Here is a 19,039-nt window from a genome sequence, read left to right on the forward strand (position 1 = left end):
GTGTCTACCGGCGATGCCGGTGCGCCAGCGCCTCGTAGGACGCGGCCAGCGCGGGCGCCGCCGTCTCGTACGTCCGCTGCGCCACCCCCACGAACAGACAGTCCACCACCAGCAGCTGACTCGTCCGCGACGACATCGCCGCGGGCCGCAGTTCGCTCTCCCGGGCCGTGGACGTCGTCAGCACATGGTCGGCGTACTGCGCCACCGCCCCGTTCGGCCGCCCGGTGATGGCCACCGTAGTGGCCCCGTGCTCGAACGCGACCCGCAACGGCTCGATGACGTCCCCGGTCGCCCCCGAGTGGGTGATCGCGATCGCCACGTCCCCCGACCGCAGCTGCACCGCGTTCGTCACGGCCAGGTGCGGATCGCTGTGGGCCTGCGCTATCAGCCCTATGCGCAGCAGCTTCTGCGTGAGGTCCTGCGCGACGAGGCCGGAGGCCCCCACCCCGTAGACGTCGATCCGCCGCGCCGAGGCCGTCGCGGCGACCGCCGCGCCCAACTGCGTGGTGTCCAGCCCGGCCGCCGTGTCCGCGAGGGTCTGCTGCTCGTCGTAGGCGAGCTTGGCGACCACGTCCGCGAGCGGATCGTCCACCGCGATGTCCGTGGTGATGGCCGGTGCCCGCCCGGACTGCTGCTGCGCGGCCAGCCCGGCGAGGGCGAGCCGCAGGTCGCGATAACCGGGATAGCCCAGGAGCCGCGCCGTCCGCACGACGGTCGCCTCGCTCGTCCCGGTCCGTTCCGCGAGGCCCGTGACGGTGAGCGCGGCGCATCCCGCCGGGTCGTTCGCCACGGCCTCGGCGACCCGGTGCATGGAGCGGGTCATGGACGGACCCAGCGTGCGCACCTTCGCGGCGAGAGCGCTGCCGAAAATTTCCTTCACTTCCTGGGTCACACATGAAAGATATTTTCGGCGCCGAGTCGTGGTCAAGAGCCCGCACAATGGCTCCATGGAGTCCATCGGTCCACTGGAGCAGTCCCTGCACGCGGCACGCGCCCGCGTGCTCGCCGACCTGGCCGCGGGCGAGGTCGCCGCCGCCGACGTGGTGTCGATGGTCGAGGACTCCGTCGTACAGCGCCGCTGGTGGGTGGAGCAGTGGCCGGAGGGCGCGGAGTTCGTCGCGGGCCTGGTCGCCCAGGACGTCCAGGACGCGCTGCTGGAGACCTACGGCCGCTGGCCGCTGTGCCCGGTGTGCGGCTCCGGCGACCCGCACGCCCTGGAGGTCGAGCCGGAGCTGGGCCCCGACCCGTACTGGGTGTGCCACAAGGCGGGCGTGAAGGTCGCGGCGGTCGGCTCGCTCGGGAGCGCGGCGGGCGGGGTCTCCCCCTCGTGACCGTCTACATCGACCCACCCACCTGGCCGGGCCACGGCCGCCTGTGGTCCCACCTGATCAGCGACGTCTCCTTCGACGAACTGCACACATTCGCCGAGGAGCTGGGAGTGCCCTCACGGGCCTTCGAACGCGACCACTACGACATCCCGTCACACCGGTACGCCGACGTGGTCGCGGCGGGCGCTACGGAGGTGAGCAGCCGGGAGGTGGTGCGGCTGCTCACGGGGGCAGGCCTGCGCCGGCGCAAGGGCCGCTAACCGGCCCCGCCGGGAAGGACGTACAGCCGCAGCCCCGTCTCCAGCTCCCCGTACGCCTGCTCCTCCTCCACGGTCGCGCGGGCGAATCCGGCCCGGGCGACGACCCGCTGCGAGGCCGCGTTGTCGGGCTCGATGGTGGCGCAGAGGCTGCGTACGTCGTCGCGGGCCAGGGCCCAGTCGCTCAGGGCGCGCAGGGCCTCCGTGGCGTAGCCCCGGCCGCGGGCGCTCTCGGCGAGGTCGTAGCCGACCTCCGCGCGGCCGTCCTCGTCGGGGGCGCCGTGGAAGCCCATGCCGCCGATCGCGCGGCCGTCGTCGCGCCGTACGAGGACGAAGAGGCCGAACTCCGGGCGGTGCACGCCCGCCTCGTACGCCTTGATGGTCATGCCGGCGGCCTCGCGGGTGCCCTCGAAGGGGCCGTCCTCGACCCACTCGAAGTCGCCGTCGCCACCCGCGGCCAGCTCGGCGGCGGACGCGGGCGTGACGCCCTGCAGGGTCAGGCGCTCGGTGGGCAGGACGAGGTTGTTGCTCCAGCGCCACTGAGTGCGGGGGGCGCGGCCGGGCAGGTCGCCGCGGCCGGTGGCCCACAGGAGGGTGCGCCAGGGGTCGGGGCCCGGCTGGACCTCGGGGAAGATCCGGGTGAGGACGTACTCGGGGAGGTGGGCGGGGGGCTCGTACTCCAGGCCCAGGCCCTCGGCGATGTCGTACGTGTGCAGCAGCACCTCGGTGACGCCCATCGCGGCGAACCCCACACGGTTCGCGCTGCGGAAGGGGTACGGGTGGAAGGCGCGGGCCTCGCGGGGCGCGGTGCGGACCGCCGCGGCGAGCAGGGCGCCGCATGTCTCCAGGACATGCAGCAGGCCCATGTTGTCGGTGCCCTCGTCGAGCGTGATGTCGAAGAGGACGTAGTCGTCCTGGGCGCCTCCGGCCAGGTTCCCGGCGTACGAGATCAGGCAGCCGCAGATGTGGAAGGCCGTCTCGTGGACGGTCCACTCCATCCCGGCCGGCGTCACGGCCGTCCAGTCCCGGTCCACCGCCGTCCGCAGCACCGCCACCGCGTCCGCGACGGCCTCCGTCACCCGCTGCGCGCCCAAGTCCCCGCCCATGTCTGCCATGCGGGCAGGCTAAGGCGCCGGACGCCTCAGAGCGACAGCATTTCCAGCTCCGAGGTGAGGTTGTAACGGGCTGTGGCCTCCCATTCCCGTTCCCCGTACGGCGTCCTGAACAGCCGGGGCAGATCGAGCAGTTGCCGCAGGATCGCGGACCGGCCCTCGCGGAAGGCGTCGCTCGGGACGAAGCCGTACTCCTCGCGGACGGCGGCCGTGTAGGCGGCGTACGCGGAGGGCGGGGCGGCGAGGATCGCGAGGTCCGCGTCGCACAGGACCTGGCCGTCGCGGTCGTCGTCGGCGGGATCGTGGGCGGTGGTGAGACGGACGAGGCGGGAGACCTCGGCCGTGCCGTCGGCGGGGAGTCCGGCTTCGGGGAGGGCGCGCTCGGCGAGGCGGGCGGAGCGCTCCTCGTTCTCTGAGCGGTCCGGGAGGTAGACGGCGTCGTGGAACCAGGCCGCGAGCCGCACCAGGTCCGGGCGGTCCGCGTACTCCTCCAGCACGTCGACGCGGTCGAGGACCGCCGTCAGGTGGGAGAGCGTGTGGTAGTGCCGCTGCGGCTCCTGCCAGCGGGCCAGGAGGTTGTCGGCGTACGGTGTCGGGTCGGGGCCGTCGCCGCCCCGGGCGCTGACCAGGGCACGGGCGAAACGGTCGCGGAGGTCGTCGAGATCGGCCATGGCCTCATTGTCCCGCGCGTCACCCCCTGGCAGGTTGGCCCCATGACTGCTGACACCACTCATGACCGTGACCCCGAACTCCCCGGCCGCCTCCTGACCACCGAACGCGACGCCCTGATCCCCCTCCTGCGCTCCCGCCCGGACGGCGACTTCGCGCTGCCGACGCGGGCGTGTCCGGGGTGGAGCGTGCGCGATGTGCTGGCGCACTGTTCGTCCGCGCTGATGCGGGTGGTGGAGGGCCGGTTCGAGAAGGGGGTCTTCTCGCCCGAGGCCAACGACCGGGACATCGCCGAGCGCGCGGACTGGACGAACCAGCGGGTCGTGGACGAGCTGGAGCGCGGGATGACGGAGGCGGGCCCGGCGATCGCCGCGGCGGGCGGAGTGCTGGACCTCGTCGCGCTGGGGGAGTGGGTGCACGCGGGGGACGTACGGGACGTCTTCGGGGAGCCCGGCGCGTACGAGGGCGCCGGCCTTCCGGACGCCCTCGCCCTGCTCGCCCGCACCACCCGGGAGCGCGGCCACCTGCCCCTGCACGCCGACCTCGACGACCTGGACGAACCGCTCCGCCTGGGCGACACGGCCGGTGACCGCACGCCCGCGCGTTACATCGGGGACGCGGCGACCCTCGTACGGCTGTACTCGGGGCGTCCGGTGGAGGGGCGGGCGTACGAGCTCGCGGGCGTGGAGGCGAAGGAGCTGAACATCTTCGGCTGAGACGCACCGGTGAGAGGGACCCCGGGGCGGCTATTCTGGAATTGGACTAGACCTGTAGCCGCCCGAGACCGTCGACGAATGGGGTCCCATGAGCAAGCGTGCAGTCCTGGAGGTGATCGCCCTCGACGCCGAGGACGCGATCGCCGCCCAGGCCGGAGGCGCGGACCGGCTGGAACTGGTGACCGACATGGCGGCGGACGGTCTGACGCCGGCGGTCGCCACGGTCGCCGCGATCCGGGGTGCCGTGGACATCTCGCTGCGGGTGATGCTGCGACTGTCGGACGGGTTCGGCGCCGGGGACGTCCTCCGGGTCGTCCGGGCGGCACACGAGCTGCGGGACGCCGGTGCCGAGGAGTTCGTGCTCGGGTTCCTGGACGCGGACGGTGAGGTGGATCTGGGATCCGTGGAGCGCGTGGTCGAGGCGCTGGGCGGCTCCCGCTGGACCTTCCACCGGGCGATCGACCACGCCGCCGACCGGAACGCGCTGCGCAAGCAGTTGGCCGACCTGCCGGGCCTGGACACCTACCTCACCGCGGGCGCGGCGGCGGGCGTCGAGGATGGGCTCCCCGTGCTGCTCGCCGAGGCGGCGCGGGCGGGGGAGCCGGGGTACGAACAGCAGTTGCTGGTGGGTGGCGGGCTGCGGCTGGACCACGTCCCGGGCCTGCGGGCGGCCGGGATCGACGCGTTCCACATCGGCGGCGCGGCGCGGCCGGGCGGGTGGGAGGCGCCGGTCTCGGCGGACGCGGTGGGGGAGTGGCGGCGGGCTCTGGACCTGGGGTGAGCGGAACTCCCCAGGGGCGTGGGGACTGCGCGAGCAGCCCCACGCGCCCGCACCCGGCAGGACCTACCCGGCAAGCTGCGCCGGCAGCGGCGCCGTGTGCGTCACGATCAGGCCCGACACCGCTCGGGTCAGTGCCACGTACAGCCGCCGCAGGCCCGTGCGTTCGTCCGGTTCGCCGTCCACCACCGCCTGCGGCTCGTCCAGGACGACGTAGTCGTACTCAAGGCCCTTGGCGAGGGACGCCGGGACCAGGGTCAGCCGGGTCTCGGCCGTCGTCTCCTCACCCGGGGCGAGATACGGGATCCCCGCCTCCGTCAGCGCCCGGGCGAGGGCCGGGACGCGGGCGTCGGCCGCGATCAGACCGGTCGACCCCTCGTGGCGCAGCAACTCCTCGCACGCGGCCACCACTTCGGCCGTACCGGAGGGCTCGCCGGAGGTCCCACCCGAGGTCTCGCGCAGGTCGAAGAAGCCCGGGTTCTCACGCACCGACGCGACCGGTGTCAGGCCCGGCGCGATGTGCGGCAGGAGCCGGGAGGCGTAGGTGATGACGTCCGTCGGCACGCGGAAACCGGCCGTCAACTCCTCGACCACACCGTCCGACTTGCCCAGGTGGGCCAGCGCCTCGTCCCAACTCCGCGTCGCCCACGGCGTGGTGCCCTGCGCGAGGTCGCCCAGGACGGTCGCCGAACCGGTCGAGCAGCGGCGGCCGACCGCCCGGTACTGCATGGGGGAGAGGTCCTGCGCCTCGTCGAGCACCACATGCCCGAGCGAGTGCGTGCGCTCCACGAGGTCCGTCGCCTCGTCGATCAGCACCGCGTCCGCGGACGACCACTTGGCCGACTTCACCGACCGCACCGGCTTCGCCCACAGGATCGTCTTCTGCTCGTCCTCGTCGAGGATCCCGTCCGCGTGCGCGGCGAGGAAGTCCGCGTCCGTCAGCAGCCGCAGCACCAGCTTCGCCGGATCCACCGGCGGCCAGACCGCCTTCACCGCCGCCTTCACCGCCGGGTTGCGGGCCACCGCGTCCTGCACACGGTCGTCCGGCGCCTCCCCGGACCGCTCCATCTGCACCAGCACGGCGTGCGCGATGCGCTGCGGAAGGGCCTCGCGGGCGGCGCCGTACCGGATGCCCCGGTCGAGCAGCTCCCGGACGATCTCCTCGATCTCGTACGCCGGAACCCGCCACCTGCGCGACCCGCGCACCACCATCACCGGCTCGGCGGGCATGGTCACGTGGGAGTACACGGCCCGCCTGAGCACCTGCGCCATCCGCGCGTCGCCCTTGAGGACGGCGGCGGGCGAATCGTCGGTGCCGCGCACCTCGACGTGCGCCACGAGGTCGTCGACCGTGGCCTGCCGGACGGTCATCTCGCCCAGCGCGGGCAGCACCTGCTCGATGTAGTGCAGGAAGGACTTGTTCGGTCCGATCACGAGGGTGCCGGTGCGGGCGAGCCGCTCGCGGTGGGCGTACAGGAGATAGGCCACCCGGTGCAGGCCCACGGCGGTCTTCCCGGTGCCGGGACCTCCCTGCACGCAGACCGTGCCGCCGAGCCCGGACCGTACGATCTCGTCCTGCTCGGGCTGGATGGTCGCCACGATGTCCCGCATCGGGCCGACGCGCGGCCGCTCGATCTCCTGCTGGAGCAGCTTGCTGGTGGCGGCGGCCTCCGCCGGGTCGGACAGGTGCTCGTCCTCGTACGCCGTGATGTCCCCCCGGGTGTACCCGAAGCGGCGGCGCAGCCCGACGTCCATCGGGTCCTTCTTGGACGCCCGGTAGAACGGCTGCGAGACCGGCGCCCGCCAGTCGATCACCATCGGGTCGCCGTCGTGGTCGTGGACGTGCCGCCGCCCGATGTAGAAGCGCTCTCCCTCCGCGCCCTCGGCCCGGTCCGCGCCCGGGGAGTGCAGGTAGTCGAGGCGGCCGAAGAACAGCGGGGTGTCGCTGAGGTCCGCCAGCGCCTTGATCCGGTCGTTGATCTGGCGGGCCAGGACCTCGGCGTTGACCCAGTTCGCGGTGACGTCCTTGATGTCCAGCGACTCGACGTCCTCGCGCATGGCGCGCAGTGCGGCGCGGGAACCGGCGAGGTGGGAGCGTTCGCGGGCGAGGGGGTCGTCGGCTGCGGGCGCGGGAGTGGACGGCCTGGACAAGGGGTGCCTCCGAAGGTGCTGCGGGGTGGTGGCTGCCGGGTGGACGGCAGCGAGGTGCCGACCGGTTTCCGTCCGGGCGGCGGCACTCCGGGAGGGAGGCGGGCAAGAGCGGAGATTCTAGAGGGACGGGGTGGGAGGGGGCCAACGAATTTCTCCCGCCCCTCGGCGAATTTCTCCGGCCCCGGCGAATTCTCCTGCCCCTAAGGGATCGCCCCTCCTCCTCTAGGGGTGGCTCCACCTGCGGGCGGTACTCAGGTAGCACAGAAAGGGGCTACCTGGGACCGATGCCCTCTTTATGCCTGCTCGGCCACCATGGAGACATGAGTACAGCGACCTTCACCCCAGCCCCCGGTCGCCCGTCCGGCGCGACCCCCGTCTCAGGCGGCCACAAGGCCCACCGCCTCGGCGACGCCCTGCGCGCCATCCGTGTCTTCGCGGTCGCCGCCTTCGACGTCGTCATACTCGGCGAGTACGGCGAGGAAGTCGGCGTCCGCCGCAGGTAGCCGCCGGTCAGCTCTCGGCCAGCAGCTCGTCCGCGTCCATGATCCGGTAGGCGTACCCCTGTTCCGCCAGGAAGCGCTGGCGGTGCGCGGCGAAGTCCTGGTCGATGGTGTCCCGGGCGACCACGGAGTAGAAGTGGGCCTGGTGGCCGTCCGCCTTCGGACGCAGCACCCGACCGAGCCGTTGCGCCTCCTCCTGGCGGGAGCCGAAGGTGCCCGAGACCTGGATGGCGACCGTCGCCTCCGGCAGGTCGATGGAGAAGTTCGCCACCTTCGACACCACCAGCACGCTGATCTCGCCCTGCCGGAAGGCGTCGAAGAGCTTCTCGCGCTGGGCGTTGGAGGTCTCGCCCTTGATGACGGGGGCGTCCAGATGCTCGCCGAGTTCGTCGAGCTGGTCGATGTACTGGCCGATCACCAGGATCTGCTGCCCCGCGAAGCGCTTGACGAGCGCCTCCGTGACCTTCCGCTTCGTCGCGGTCGTGGCGCAGAAGCGGTACTTCTCCTCCTGCTCGGCGGTGGCGTAGGCGAGCCGCTCCGAGTCGGTCAGGTTCACCCGCACCTCGACACAGTCGGCCGGCGCGATGTACCCCTGCGCCTCGATCTCCTTCCACGGCGCGTCGAACCGCTTGGGCCCGATCAACGAGAAGACGTCCGACTCCCGCCCGTCCTCGCGCACGAGGGTCGCGGTCAGTCCGAGTCTGCGGCGGGCCTGGAGATCGGCGGTGAACTTGAAGACGGGCGCGGGCAGCAGGTGCACCTCGTCGTAGAGGATGAGCCCCCAGTCCCGGGAGTCGAAGAGCTCCAGGTGCGGGTAGACGCCCTTCCGCCGGGTCGTCAGCACCTGGTACGTGGCGATGGTGACGGGCCGGATCTCCTTGCGGGTCCCGCTGTACTCGCCGATCTCCTCCTCCGTCAGAGAGGTCCGCTTCACCAGCTCGTGCTTCCACTGCCGGGCCGAGACGGTGTTGGTGACGAGGATGAGCGTGGTCGACTTGGCCTGTGCCATGGCCCCGGCGCCGACCAGGGTCTTCCCCGCGCCGCAGGGGAGTACCACGACCCCGCTGCCGCCGTGCCAGAAGTTCTCCACGGCCTGCTTCTGGTAGGGCCTGAGCGCCCACCCGTCCTCGTCCAGCTCGATCGGGTGCGCCTCGCCGTCGACGTACCCCGCGAGGTCCTCGGCGGGCCAGCCCAGCTTCAGCAGCGTCTGCTTGATCTGCCCGCGCTCGGAGGGGTGCACGGCCACGGTGTCCGGGTCGAGCCGCGCCCCGACCAGCGGGATGATCCGCTTCGAGCGCAGGATCTCCTCAAGCACCGGCCGGTCGGTGGTGGTGAGCACGAGTCCGTGGGCGGGGTGCTTGCTGAGGGTGAGCCGCCCGTACCGGTCCATCGTCTCGGCGACGTCGACGAGCAGGGCGTGCGGCACCGGATACCGGCTGTACTGCACCAGCGCGTCGACCACCTGCTCGGCGTCGTGCCCCGCGGCGCGCGCGTTCCACAGCCCCAGCGGGGTCACCCGGTAGGTGTGGATGTGCTCGGGCGCCCGCTCCAGCTCGGCGAACGGCGCGATGGCCCGACGGCACTCGTCGGCCTGCTCGTGGTCTACCTCGAGCAGCAGGGTCTTGTCGGACTGGACGATGAGAGGACCGTTCACGTACATGCATCCTTCCGCACGGGCCAAACGTCCAGTGTGCCTCAAGCAGGGACGATCAAGGGAGGTCGAAGACGGTCTCCTGGGGCAACCCCGGCCCCCGTTCGGCTGTCTTGACTGACGGGAGCGGGCCGGGAGGACGCATGGGGATGTCTGCGGGCAGATGGGCGGTCGGCGGGGGCGCGGTCGTGGTGCTGGTGGCGACGGGGGCGTGGGCCCGCTGGCCCTCGGACACCGACCCCCAGCTGTGGAACCGGGTGCGGCCGGCCATCGAGGCGCGGCTCGTGGAGCAGTCGCGCGGCGCTGGGTACGGGGAGAGCGAGCCCGGGCTCCGGGCCCGGTGGTTCTGCCGGGCGGAGGCGGTGGACCTCGACGAGCGCGACGGACTGGTGCGGGCCGCTGTCAGCACGCTGTGCCTGGAGTACGGGGTGCGGGCGGGGCGCCTGGTGGAGTGCGGCGGGGCCGAGGTGCCACAGGTGCTGCGGCTGCGGCGGGAGGCCGACGGCGACTACGTGGTCGTGTCGCAGGACGGGCCGCCGGACGGCGCGGGCAACGCGGAGTGGATGTCGAGCCACTTCGGCCACGCCACCACCGCCGCGCTCGACACCGGCGTGCCCGCCACCCCGCTGGAATCCGCGGCCCGGTCCCACTTCGGCCTGCCCGCGAACTCCCCGGTCACCCAGTGCTGAGGGGGCCCTACTCCTCGGCCAGCTCCGCCACCCCGGTCACCCGGTGCAGCGGATACGTGCGTACCTCGTCCGCCGTGTGGTCGTAGGCCGTCACGAAGCCGCCCTCGACGCGGATGGGAGCGATGACGCGCTGGCTGGCGGAGCCCTCGGCGTTGACGTAGCCGATCCACAGGGCCTCGCCGGTCAGGACGGCGGCCTGCATGGTGGCGAGGGTCTCGGCGGAGCTGGTGCGCGGGAGTTCGCCGGTGGCGGGCTGCGGCCGGTCGGTCTGTCTGTGGGGGGTCGTCGCGGCCAGGTCGCCGGCGCGGACGGCCCGGATCGCGGCCGACAGGAGCGTCGCGTCGGGGACCGGGGGGCCGTCCGGGACGGGTTCGGGGGCGGTGCGCGGCGGGGTGCGGTGGGCGTGCGCGCGGGTGATCAGGACGTCGCCCTCCGCGGACTCGGCGGCCGGGGCGAAGCCCATCGCGCGCAGGCCGTCCAGCAGCGACGCCGGGTCGGTCTGCGCGGCCAGCACGGTCGGGGCCAGGCGGCGCAGGCGCAGGCCCGCGGCGCGCTTGTCGGCGAGGATCTCGTTGAGCAGGGCGTCGTCGTCGCAGCGGACGTACGCGGAGGCCGCGCCGACCCTGAGGTGGCCGTGTCTGCGCGCCACGTCGTCGATCAGATACGTCAGCGGCTGCGGCACCGGCGTCCGTGAGTGCGCGGCGAGGAAGGCGTGCAGGTCGGAAGCGGCCTGGCCGGCGTCCAGGGCACGGCGTACCGAGCCGGGGGTGAAGCGGTAGACGGTCGCCCCGCCCTTCGACTCCACGTCGGCCAGGACGTCCAGCACCTCGGCCAGCGACCGCTGCAAGGGCCCCGGGGCCACCGCCGTCAGGTCGGCCTGGAGCAGGACATGGTCGAGCGGCTCGGGCAGCAGCGGCGCGAGCAGCCGGGCGGCCGCGGCGGACGCGGTGGCCTGCTCGGCGCGGGAGAGGGGCTCGGCGACGGTGGGCCGGTGGTGCACGGGAAGCTTGTCACCGGGCCCCTCCGGCACCCTGCCCGGCGTCTTCGGCGCGCTCGCGCCCAGCAACGCCCGCCCGTGCCCCGACAGCGCCCCCCGCCCCGTCACGCCCAGCAGCTCCGCCTCCGTCAACGTCCACTCGGCGAGCCGTGACCGCAGGTCGTCCCCGCGCTGCGGCCCCCGCGGCGGACGCTCCCAGCCCAGCCGGGCCAGTACCGACTCCCTCGACGGCGACGCCCCCTCGGGCAGCCCCGCGAGCAGCGTCAGCACCCGGTGCCGTACCTTCGGCGCGGCGCTGCGGTCGAGTCCCGGGCCCAGCGTCGACAGGGTGCGGTCCTTCGCGTCCCGGCCGCCCACCAGCCCGGACACCCGGGTCGCCGTCAGCCACGCCTCCGCCAGGCGGGTCCAGCGCTGTGCCGGCGGCTGCTCCAGCCACTCGTCGTGGGCCGGGGTCGCCGCGTACCGCTCGTCGGCCTCGCCGTCGGAGGCCAGCAGGCCCGCCGCGTACGCCAGTTCCACCCAGAACGCGGCGACCGGTTCCGCCACGTCCAGCGCGACGGCCGTGCGCTTGAGGTCGCGGACGCTCAGGCCGCCCGCCCGCAGCACCGCGGGCCCGCCCTCGTCCCAGTCCTTCAGCAGCTCCTCGACGGTCGCGAGCGCGGTGTACGCCTGCCCGGCCGCCGTCGCGTCCACCACCTGTGGACGGTGGGTCGCCGCGGGCTCCACGGCCGGCGGCAGCGGCGCCACCTCCCGGTGCGCCCGGCCGCCGCGCAGATGCAGGGCCACCTCCCGGGGGAGTACGACCGTCCCGGGCGCCGTCGGCACCAGCAGCCCCAGATCCAGCAGGCGGCGCAGATGCACCGCCGGCTCGGCGGTGACCTGGCCGTACGGCGGCCCCCACACCAGCCGCGAGAGCACCTCCCGCGACTCCTCCGGGAGCCCGGCGAGCAGCGCCGACATCCGCCCCCGGTCGGCGAACAGGGCCGTCAGCGACGCCACCGCGGAGACCGCGTCATGGGTCGAGCCGAGCCCGGCCGCCGTGACGATGTCCTGGATGCGGCCCGGCGACATCCCCGCCGTGGCCTCCTGGACGGTCGGCCCGAGCCCGGTCGGCGAGGGGTGCTGCGGCGAGGGCGCGAGCAGCTCACGGGCCGTGCGCACCAGCCGCAGCCGGTCGTCGTCGCCCCACACCAGGGCCTGCTCCCGCAGGGTGCCGAGGGCGCGCGGGAGCGCCGCCGAGACGGCCGGGTCGCCGTCGTCGCCGGTCAGCAGAGCGAGCAGTTCGCCGTAGGGCGCCGGGTCCGCCGCCACCGCCAGCGCCTCCGCCGTCTGGAGCGCGAAACGGTCAAGCCGCTCCAGGGCCCGTACCACCGACGCCCGTGTCCCGGCCCGGGTGGCGAGCTGGGTGAGGTCGGTCGGCACGGGGGTGATGAGGTCGGGGCGGGCACGCAGAAGCGCGGCCAGGGAAACGTCGTCCCTGGCCCGGAGCGCTTCCGCGAGGGAGCGCGGCGGAACGGCCGGGTTGCTCATCCGACCAACGGTAGCGGGTGGCGGGACGGGGCAGGGGTGACGTACCCCGCGTCCGCGCAACCGTCCCGCTCGACGCCGGGGCCCGTCCGATCGGCGGCTGCCTGCGCTAACGTCGTCCCACGGGGTATCCAACGCACCCGCCCCGGAGGGGACTTCGTGGGTATCGAGAGCGACCAGGTCGTCTACGAGTATCTGAGCCGCGTCGGTGATGTCGCGCAGCAGCGGCAGCTGCCGTCGTCCACCCGGATGCGGCTCGTCTCGGAACTGCGCAACGAGATCGACCGGCGGCGCGCCAAGGTCACCGTCGACTCGCCCGCCGCCGTCCGCCGGATCATCGCCAAGCTGGGCAGCCCCGACGAGGTCGTCACCGCCGCCGGCGGCACGGCGGGCAGCGCCCCGCAGGCGCCGGTCGTCGCCATGCCCGTGCAGCGGGACCGGGACACGGAGGAGACCGAGCGGCCCAGGGGCCTGCGCAAGGTCGTGCCCCGGCCGCGCCCCGACACCCCGCCGCAGCCCGCTCCCGCCCGCGACACCTCCCACGGGCCCCACGTGGCCGGTCTGGACGAACTCGGCGACAGCGCCGCGCAGCCCGACTGGTGGCGGGTGGACAGCAGCCCCTTCGGCGTCGGGGACAGCGTGCCGGGGTTCGTGGGCGGGGTGGAGATCCCGGAGCTGCTGAAGCCTCCGCCTCCCAAGGAGGAGAGGAAACCGGAGCCCGCGCCCGCCGTGGAGCAGGCGGCGCCCGCGCCGGTGGTGAAGACCCGCAAGGCCTGGTGGAAGCCGAAGACGGTCGCCAAGGCCAAGGCCGTGGAGCCGGTCGTCGAGGCCGCCCCGGCCCGCCGCCGGTTCTCCGGTCCCGGCGGCTGGAGCAACCCCCTGCTGCTGCTCGCCGCCGCCCTGCTCGTCGCCGGTGCCGTGCTGGGCAACCTGCTCGTCCTCGTCGTCGGCTGGCTCATCGCGTGGGCCTCGCGCCGGCTGACCGACGCCGAGACCAAATGGGCCGTCGTGTTCCTGCCGAGCCTCTCGCTCACCGCGGGGATCGTCTGGCTGTGGGGACGCAACGAGGGCCGCTGGGGCGAGCCGATCGCCCAGGGCCACATGAACGACGCGGTCGCCGAGACCTGGCCGTGGGTCGTGCGGGGGGCGGCCGTGGCGTCGGCGCTGTTCCTGGTGTGGCGCTCGCAGCGGCGGCGGTAGGGCAGGGGAGTCGCGCCGGCGGAATCAGGCCGCCGGAAATCGTTGTCCGACGGCCGTACGGCTTGGGCACAATGGCTCATATGGCCTCTGCAAGCATCACCGCCCCCGGTCCCACCGTCGGCTTCGATCTCGACATGACGCTCATAGACTCCCGCCCCGGCATCCACGCCTGCTGGGTGGAACTGTCCGAGCGGACCGGGACGTACGTCGACGCCGACCTGGTGGTGACGCGGCTCGGGCCGCCGCTGCAGGAGGAGATGGCGTACTGGTTCCCGGCGGACCGGGTCCCGGCCATGGCGGACCTCTACCGCGAGCTCTACCCGGCCTTCGCCATCACCGGCACCCTGGCGATGCCCGGCGCCCGCGAGGCCATCGGCGCCGTACAGGCGGCCGGCGGGCGGGCGATCGTCGTGACGGCCAAGTGGGAGCCCAACGCCAAGCTGCACATGACGCACCTGGGCCTGGAGCCCGACGCGGTGATCGGCAACCTGTGGGCCGAGCAGAAGGGCGAGGCCCTGCGCGAGCACGGCGCGAGCGTGTACGTCGGGGACCACACGGGCGATGTGCGCGGGGCGCGGATCGCCGAGGCGCTGTCGGTCGCGGTGCCCACCGGCCCGTGCACCGCCGAGGAACTGACCGAGGCCGGAGCCGATGTCGTCCTCGGCGATCTCACCGAGTTTCCGGGGTGGTTTTCGGACTACCGTCCGGACGGCGTTCCGGCCCGCGCCTGACGCCTTCCGGCCGCGACCGATTGCAGCACTCCCGCACCGGCCACCACGAAGCCGACGGCCATGAGCATGCTCAATCCGAACATGTATGTCGGAAAAGGCGTCGTTCCGAGCAGGAACGGGGCCACGGTGACCAGAGTGGCCACCGCGCCGATGAAGAACACGATGGCTCCGGCACGGATCAGTCGGTCACCGGGAGCGGCGGAATTCGTTTGGGTTTTGTCACGCACCGGACCAGGGTAGTTCCCTGCGCGAAGGAACAACCGGGCGACGTCTTGTCACCGGCCTGAAGACCATTAGCCTTGGTACCGGGCGGGTCCCGACGACCCGCCCCAGTGCTATCAAGAGCCCTTTCAGAAGCAGTTTTCCGACGAGTACGAGGACGAGGACAGACGTGCCTACCGGCAAGGTCAAGTGGTTCAACAGTGAGAAGGGCTTCGGCTTTCTCTCCCGCGACGACGGCGGCGACGTCTTCGTCCATTCCTCGGTCCTCCCCGCCGGAGTCGAGACGCTGAAGCCCGGGCAGCGGGTGGAGTTCGGAGTGGTCGCGGGGCAGCGCGGTGATCAGGCTCTTTCGGTGGCCGTCCTGGACCCGACCCCCTCGGTCGCGGCGGCGACCCGTAAGAAGCCGGACGAACTGGCCTCCATCGTCCAGGATCTGACGACCCTCCTGGAGAACATCACGCCGATGCTGGAGCGCGGCCGCTACCCCGACAAGGCCGCCGGCGGGAAGATCGCGGGTCTCCTTCGAGCGGTCGCCGACCAACTCGACGTGTAGTGAGCGAGATACGGACCGAGGCACCGTCCCCCCAACTGCTGGAGCAGATCCGACGGCAGCGGCGCCACACCCTGGAACTGCTGACCGTCTGCGCCATCGGACTCGTCCCCTGGACGGTGCTGCTGGCCTTCACGCTGCCCAGCGGGTACACGGTCCGCCAGTGGCGTACCACCTGGGTCGGCTTCGACGTCCTGCTTCTTCTCGCGATGGCCGCCACGGCCCTGCTCGGCTGGCGCCGCCACCGGGGGGTCGTGGTGGCGGCCGTGTCGACGGGTGCCCTGCTGCTCTGCGACGCGTGGTTCGACGTGTCGCTGGCCCTGGGCACCCCCGACGTGTGGTGGTCGGTGGCATTGGCGGTGGGTGTGGAACTCCCGCTGGCGTGCTTCCTGATCCACCGGGTCCTGGAAATGTTGAAACTGGCCCAATGGCCGAACGTCCCAAAGGGGCGCCTCAGATAAACGACAACGCGTCCGGCCGCAAAGCAGGCACAAGGCCTTCCGCGGCCGCGCGGGTCAACAGCCCTCGAATCGCCGCATATCCGTCCTCGCCGAGCTCCGCGGTGAACTCGTTGACGTACAGACCGATGTGCTGATCGGCGACCGCGGGATCCATCTCCTGCGCATGCTCCATGACATAAGGCCGGGAAACCTCGGGCTCGTCCCAAGCGGCCCGCACCGACATCCGGATGGACTCGGCGAGCAGCGACAGCCGCTCCGCCCCCAGCGACCGCTTCGCGATGATCGCCCCCAGCGGAATCGGCAGCCCGGTCGTCGACTCCCAGTGCTCGCCCATGTCGGCGAGCTTGTGCAGTCCGTAGTTCTGGAACGTGAAGCGGGCCTCGTGGATCACGAGCCCCGCGTCGACCTTCCCGTCCCGCACGGCCGGCATGATCTCGTGGAACGGCAGCACGACGATCTCCCCGACCCCGCCCGGGACCACGTCCGCCGCCCACAGCCGGAACAGCAGATACGCCGTCGACCGCTCGGACGGCACGGCGACGGTACGGCCCGTGAGGTCCACTCCGGCCTCCCGGGTCAGCACCAGCGGCCCGCACCCGCGCCCCAGGGCGCCCCCGCACGGCAGCAGCGCGTACTCGTCGAGGACGTACGGCAGCACGGCGTACGACACCTTCAGCACATCGAACTCACCGCGCTCCGCCATCCCGTTGGTGACGTCGATGTCGGCGAAGGTCACGTCCAGCGCGGGCGCGCCGGGCACCCGGCCATGGGCGAGGGCGTCGAAGACGAACGTGTCGTTCGGGCACGGGGAGTACGCGATCTGCAGCGGCTCAGTCGTCATGGTGTTCCCAACTCTCCAGTACGGGCGTCAGCTTTCCGAACCCCTCCGTCAGGGCCGCGAGCGCGTCGCCGATGCGCCAGGCGGACCGGTCGCGCGGACCGACCGGGTTGGACACGGCACGGATCTCCAGCACGGGCACCCCGTGCGCCCCGGCCGCCTCGGCGACCCCGAAGCCCTCCATGGCCTCGGCGAGGGCGGTGGGATGGCGCTCGCGCAGGGCGCTCGCGCGGGCGGCCGTACCGGTCACCGTGGAGACGGTGAGCACGGCTCCGGCCCGCGCCCCGGTCGCGGCCGCCGCGGCCCGTACGAGTGCCGCGGGCGGGCGGTGGGTGACGGCCCCGAACCCCAGCTCGGTCACCGGCACGAACCCGTCGGCGGTCTCCGCCCCGAGATCGGCCGCGGTGATCTCGTCGGCGACGACGAGGGAGCCGACCGGCGCGTGCGGCAGGAAGCCGCCGCCGATCCCGGCGGAGACCACCAGGCCGTAGGGAGCATCCGTCAGGGCGGCCCGGGTGAGCGCGGTGGCGGTGCGGGCGGCGGCGAGAGCGGGCCCGACCCCCACGGCGAGGACGTCGACGTCCGGCACCGGCCCCGCGAACGCACGGGCCACCGCGTCCCGTTCGACCGGGACGGCGGTGGCCACGAGGATGCGCATCGGATTCGGCGGATCAGTAGTCGGAGTTCTCCAGCTTGAAGTTCCACACGCCCTTGTACGCCTTGCTCTCGCCGGAGGACTGCTTGTCCTGCTCGACGATGCTGATGTACAGCGTCTTCTGCGGGGCCTGGCCCTGCTGCTGGGCGAAGAGGTCGACGCCGTCGAAGGCGTAGTACGACTTCTTGTACGCGTACGTCATCTGCTGGCCGTTGATCCACAGCGCCCAGCCGGTGTCCGCGATCTTCTCGTCGACGCCGACGCGCAGGGTCTCGCTCTGCTTGACCTTGATCGTCTTGACGTCCGACTTCTCCAGGGCGCACTTGGCGGCCTTCGCCTTGCCGAGGTCGTTGCCGTCGTCGTAGCAGACGGCCTCGGAGCTCACCGAGGTCGAACCGACCGTGACGGTGACGCGCGGCGTCGGCTTGTCGCAGGCCGACAGGACGAGCAGTCCGGCGGAAACGAGGCCGGCGGCGGCGACGGCGCGGCGGCGTCGCACATCGGATTGCAGCGTGGTCATGGCGGAAGGCTATCGGGCGGGTACAGCAGTCCCTTTATGCGGGGTGCGGCGAGCCCTGTTCGTTACGCCACTCGCGCCGTGGAGGAGGTGCCGTGCCGGGCCGAGCTGAGCAGTCCCCTCGCGGTGGCCAGCCAGCCCGCGGCGACGACCGCCGCGGCAACCGAGAGGCCGAGATAGCCGTTGAGCGGCATCACGATGCCGACCGCGCCCCCGAACACCCAGGACACCTGGAGCAGCGTCTCGGAGCGGGCGAACGCCGAGGTGCGGACCAGTTCGGGCACGTCCCGCTGGATCAGCGCGTCCAGGGACAGCTTGGACAGGGCCTGCGAGAACCCGGCGACGGCGGCCAGACACGCCACCAGGAACGCCCCGAAGAAGATCGCCGCCGTGATCGCCGCGCCCACCACGATGGCCACCACCGTGAAGATGATGATCTCCGGCGCCCGTGACCTGAGCCAGGCGCCGACCGCCGTGCCGAGCGCGTTGCCCGCGCCCGCCGACACGGCCACCAGGCCCAGCGAGACCGCCGCGCTCTGGCCGGTCAGCGGATGCTCGCGCAGCAGGAAGGCGAGGAAGAAGGTGAGGAAGCCGGACAGCCAGCGCAGGGCCGCGTTCGCGCCGAGGGCATGGGTGACGGCGGTGCCGACCGTACGCAGCCCGGGCCGCTTGACCGGCTGGAGGTGCGGGCCGTGCAGATGCTTTTCGTCGGCGGCGAGCAGGGCCACGTCCTCGCCCTTGGCCGAGTCGACCTTCGGCGGCAGCGAGAAGGACAGGAACATACCGGCGATGAAGATCACGAAGGCGCCGTAGAGCGGCCAGCGCGGTCCGATGGCCTGGAGCCCCGCGCCGACGGGGGCCGCGATCCCGGTGGCCAGCAGTCCGCCGAGGGTGACGCGGGAGTTCGCCTTGACGAGGGAGAAGCGGGGCGGGAGCAGACGGGGCACGACCGCGCTTCTGACGACGCCGTACGCCTTGGAGGCCACCAGTACGCCGAGGGCCGCCGGATACAGCTCCAGGCTGCCCGTGGCGACCGCCCCGGCGATGATCAGCGCCAGCATCGCCCGGGCGAGCATGGAGCCCGCCATGGCGGCGCGGCGGCCGTGCGGAAGGCGGTCGAGGAGGGGACCGATCACGGGCGCGAGGACCGTGAAGGGCGCCATGGTGATCGCGAGGTACAGGGCGACGCGCCCCCGGGCCTCGTCGGTCGGCACCGAGAAGAACACCGTCGAGGCCAGGGCGACGGTGATCATCACGTCCCCCGCGCCGTTGACGGCGTGCAGTTCGATCAGCTTGCCGAGGCCGGACTCGCCCGCCCCGTGCGCGTGGGTCGCCTTGCGGATGCCGCGGGCCGTACCGGTGAACGGGAAGTGCAGGGCACGGCCGACGGCGCGCACGGGCCCAGTCATCTGGGTAATCCGGCCCGAACCGCCACCGATCCCGGTGGCTCCCTGGGGTGTCCTCGCGGCTGCCACCCCGTCATAGTGCCC

At 72.8% G+C, this 19,039-nt stretch carries 21 protein-coding genes; 10 read left to right on the forward strand and 11 right to left on the reverse strand.

Translation table 11 applies throughout. From position 1 onward, the window contains the following. Window positions 1–4 precede the first annotated feature (4 nt). Window positions 5–892, reverse strand: coding sequence for a MurR/RpiR family transcriptional regulator (locus RKD20_RS24420; protein ID WP_424879571.1), 888 nt, complete (start codon window positions 890–892; stop codon window positions 5–7). A gap of 55 nt (window positions 893–947) precedes the next feature. Between RKD20_RS24420 and RKD20_RS24425 the strand changes: the two genes are divergently transcribed. Continuing rightward, window positions 948–1,331, forward strand: a complete 384-nt coding sequence (locus tag RKD20_RS24425) for a hypothetical protein (protein ID WP_424879572.1) — start codon at window positions 948–950, stop codon at window positions 1,329–1,331. Beyond that, window positions 1,328–1,588, forward strand: coding sequence for a DUF4031 domain-containing protein (locus RKD20_RS24430; protein ID WP_424879573.1), 261 nt, complete (start codon window positions 1,328–1,330; stop codon window positions 1,586–1,588). The genes RKD20_RS24425 and RKD20_RS24430 overlap by 4 nt, the downstream gene beginning before the upstream one ends. Here RKD20_RS24430 and RKD20_RS24435 read toward each other — a convergent pair. Together RKD20_RS24435 and RKD20_RS24440 are read right to left on the reverse strand one after the other, a co-directional pair. Continuing rightward, window positions 1,585–2,691, reverse strand: coding sequence for a GNAT family N-acetyltransferase (locus RKD20_RS24435; RefSeq protein ID WP_424883303.1), 1,107 nt, complete (start codon window positions 2,689–2,691; stop codon window positions 1,585–1,587). The genes RKD20_RS24430 and RKD20_RS24435 overlap by 4 nt on opposite strands. A gap of 35 nt (window positions 2,692–2,726) precedes the next feature. Then, entirely contained in the window at window positions 2,727–3,368 is a 642-nt protein-coding gene (locus RKD20_RS24440) for a hypothetical protein (RefSeq protein ID WP_424879574.1), read from the reverse strand. A gap of 42 nt (window positions 3,369–3,410) precedes the next feature. Between RKD20_RS24440 and RKD20_RS24445 the strand changes: the two genes are divergently transcribed. Next, window positions 3,411–4,082 (forward strand): maleylpyruvate isomerase family mycothiol-dependent enzyme, encoded by a 672-nt coding sequence (locus RKD20_RS24445; RefSeq protein ID WP_424879575.1) that lies wholly within the window; start codon window positions 3,411–3,413, stop codon window positions 4,080–4,082. A gap of 88 nt (window positions 4,083–4,170) precedes the next feature. After that, window positions 4,171–4,863, forward strand: a complete 693-nt coding sequence (locus RKD20_RS24450) for a copper homeostasis protein CutC (RefSeq protein ID WP_424879576.1) — start codon at window positions 4,171–4,173, stop codon at window positions 4,861–4,863. 63 nt (window positions 4,864–4,926) lie between these two features. Here RKD20_RS24450 and RKD20_RS24455 read toward each other — a convergent pair whose 3' ends face one another. Continuing rightward, window positions 4,927–7,011 (reverse strand): HelD family protein, encoded by a 2,085-nt coding sequence (locus tag RKD20_RS24455; protein ID WP_424879577.1) that lies wholly within the window; start codon window positions 7,009–7,011, stop codon window positions 4,927–4,929. Window positions 7,012–7,331: 320 nt separating this feature from the next. Here RKD20_RS24455 and RKD20_RS24460 point away from each other — a divergent pair, with 320 nt between their 5' ends. Beyond that, window positions 7,332–7,514 (forward strand): hypothetical protein, encoded by a 183-nt coding sequence (locus RKD20_RS24460; RefSeq protein WP_424879578.1) that lies wholly within the window; start codon window positions 7,332–7,334, stop codon window positions 7,512–7,514. Window positions 7,515–7,521: 7 nt separating this feature from the next. Here RKD20_RS24460 and RKD20_RS24465 read toward each other — a convergent pair whose 3' ends face one another. Further along, complete coding sequence (locus tag RKD20_RS24465) at window positions 7,522–9,165, reverse strand: DNA repair helicase XPB (protein WP_424879579.1); 1,644 nt, start codon at window positions 9,163–9,165, stop codon at window positions 7,522–7,524. Between the two features lie 146 nt (window positions 9,166–9,311). Here RKD20_RS24465 and RKD20_RS24470 point away from each other — a divergent pair, with 146 nt between their 5' ends. Then, window positions 9,312–9,851 carry a hypothetical protein gene (locus RKD20_RS24470; protein ID WP_424879580.1) on the forward strand — a complete coding sequence of 180 codons (540 nt, stop codon included), beginning with the start codon at window positions 9,312–9,314 and terminating at the stop codon, window positions 9,849–9,851. Window positions 9,852–9,858: 7 nt separating this feature from the next. Here RKD20_RS24470 and RKD20_RS24475 read toward each other — a convergent pair whose 3' ends face one another. After that, complete coding sequence (locus tag RKD20_RS24475; protein WP_424879581.1) at window positions 9,859–12,378, reverse strand: helicase-associated domain-containing protein; 2,520 nt, start codon at window positions 12,376–12,378, stop codon at window positions 9,859–9,861. Window positions 12,379–12,534: 156 nt separating this feature from the next. On the opposite strand from RKD20_RS24475, the gene RKD20_RS24480 reads away from it, so the two are divergent. Both RKD20_RS24480 and RKD20_RS24485 read left to right on the forward strand, forming a co-directional pair. Continuing rightward, complete coding sequence (locus tag RKD20_RS24480) at window positions 12,535–13,575, forward strand: hypothetical protein (RefSeq protein WP_424879582.1); 1,041 nt, start codon at window positions 12,535–12,537, stop codon at window positions 13,573–13,575. An 80-nt stretch (window positions 13,576–13,655) separates the two neighbouring features. Beyond that, window positions 13,656–14,306, forward strand: coding sequence for an HAD family hydrolase (locus tag RKD20_RS24485; protein WP_424879583.1), 651 nt, complete (start codon window positions 13,656–13,658; stop codon window positions 14,304–14,306). Here the strand turns inward: RKD20_RS24485 and RKD20_RS24490 are convergent. Then, window positions 14,273–14,533, reverse strand: coding sequence for a hypothetical protein (locus RKD20_RS24490; protein ID WP_007382864.1), 261 nt, complete (start codon window positions 14,531–14,533; stop codon window positions 14,273–14,275). The genes RKD20_RS24485 and RKD20_RS24490 overlap by 34 nt on opposite strands. A 164-nt stretch (window positions 14,534–14,697) precedes the next feature. On the opposite strand from RKD20_RS24490, the gene RKD20_RS24495 reads away from it, so the two are divergent. Both RKD20_RS24495 and RKD20_RS24500 read left to right on the forward strand, forming a co-directional pair. Then, on the forward strand, window positions 14,698–15,081 hold the full coding sequence (locus RKD20_RS24495) for a cold-shock protein (RefSeq protein WP_020122829.1): 384 nt from the start codon (window positions 14,698–14,700) through the stop codon (window positions 15,079–15,081). Continuing rightward, entirely contained in the window at window positions 15,081–15,539 is a 459-nt protein-coding gene (locus RKD20_RS24500; protein WP_424879584.1) for a hypothetical protein, read from the forward strand. The genes RKD20_RS24495 and RKD20_RS24500 overlap by 1 nt, the downstream gene beginning before the upstream one ends. On the opposite strand, the gene RKD20_RS24505 is transcribed toward RKD20_RS24500, so the two are convergent. The 4 genes from RKD20_RS24505 to RKD20_RS24520 form a co-directional block, all read right to left on the reverse strand. Then, window positions 15,532–16,380, reverse strand: a complete 849-nt coding sequence (locus RKD20_RS24505; protein ID WP_351988662.1) for a 1,4-dihydroxy-6-naphthoate synthase — start codon at window positions 16,378–16,380, stop codon at window positions 15,532–15,534. The two genes, RKD20_RS24500 and RKD20_RS24505, sit on opposite strands and share 8 nt — an antisense overlap. Further along, the gene (locus tag RKD20_RS24510; protein WP_424879585.1) at window positions 16,370–17,035 is read right to left on the reverse strand and encodes a futalosine hydrolase; all 666 of its coding nucleotides are present in this window, start codon (window positions 17,033–17,035) and stop codon (window positions 16,370–16,372) included. The genes RKD20_RS24505 and RKD20_RS24510 overlap by 11 nt, the downstream gene beginning before the upstream one ends. Window positions 17,036–17,048: 13 nt before the next feature. Further along, complete coding sequence (locus RKD20_RS24515) at window positions 17,049–17,552, reverse strand: hypothetical protein (RefSeq protein WP_424879586.1); 504 nt, start codon at window positions 17,550–17,552, stop codon at window positions 17,049–17,051. A 62-nt stretch (window positions 17,553–17,614) separates the two neighbouring features. Further along, window positions 17,615–19,024 (reverse strand): MFS transporter, encoded by a 1,410-nt coding sequence (locus RKD20_RS24520; RefSeq protein ID WP_424879587.1) that lies wholly within the window; start codon window positions 19,022–19,024, stop codon window positions 17,615–17,617. Window positions 19,025–19,039: the final 15 nt, after the last annotated feature.

Source organism: Streptomyces sp. SLBN-8D4 (genome assembly GCF_049739545.1).
Classification (GTDB): Bacteria; Actinomycetota; Actinomycetes; order Streptomycetales; family Streptomycetaceae; genus Streptomyces; species Streptomyces canus_C.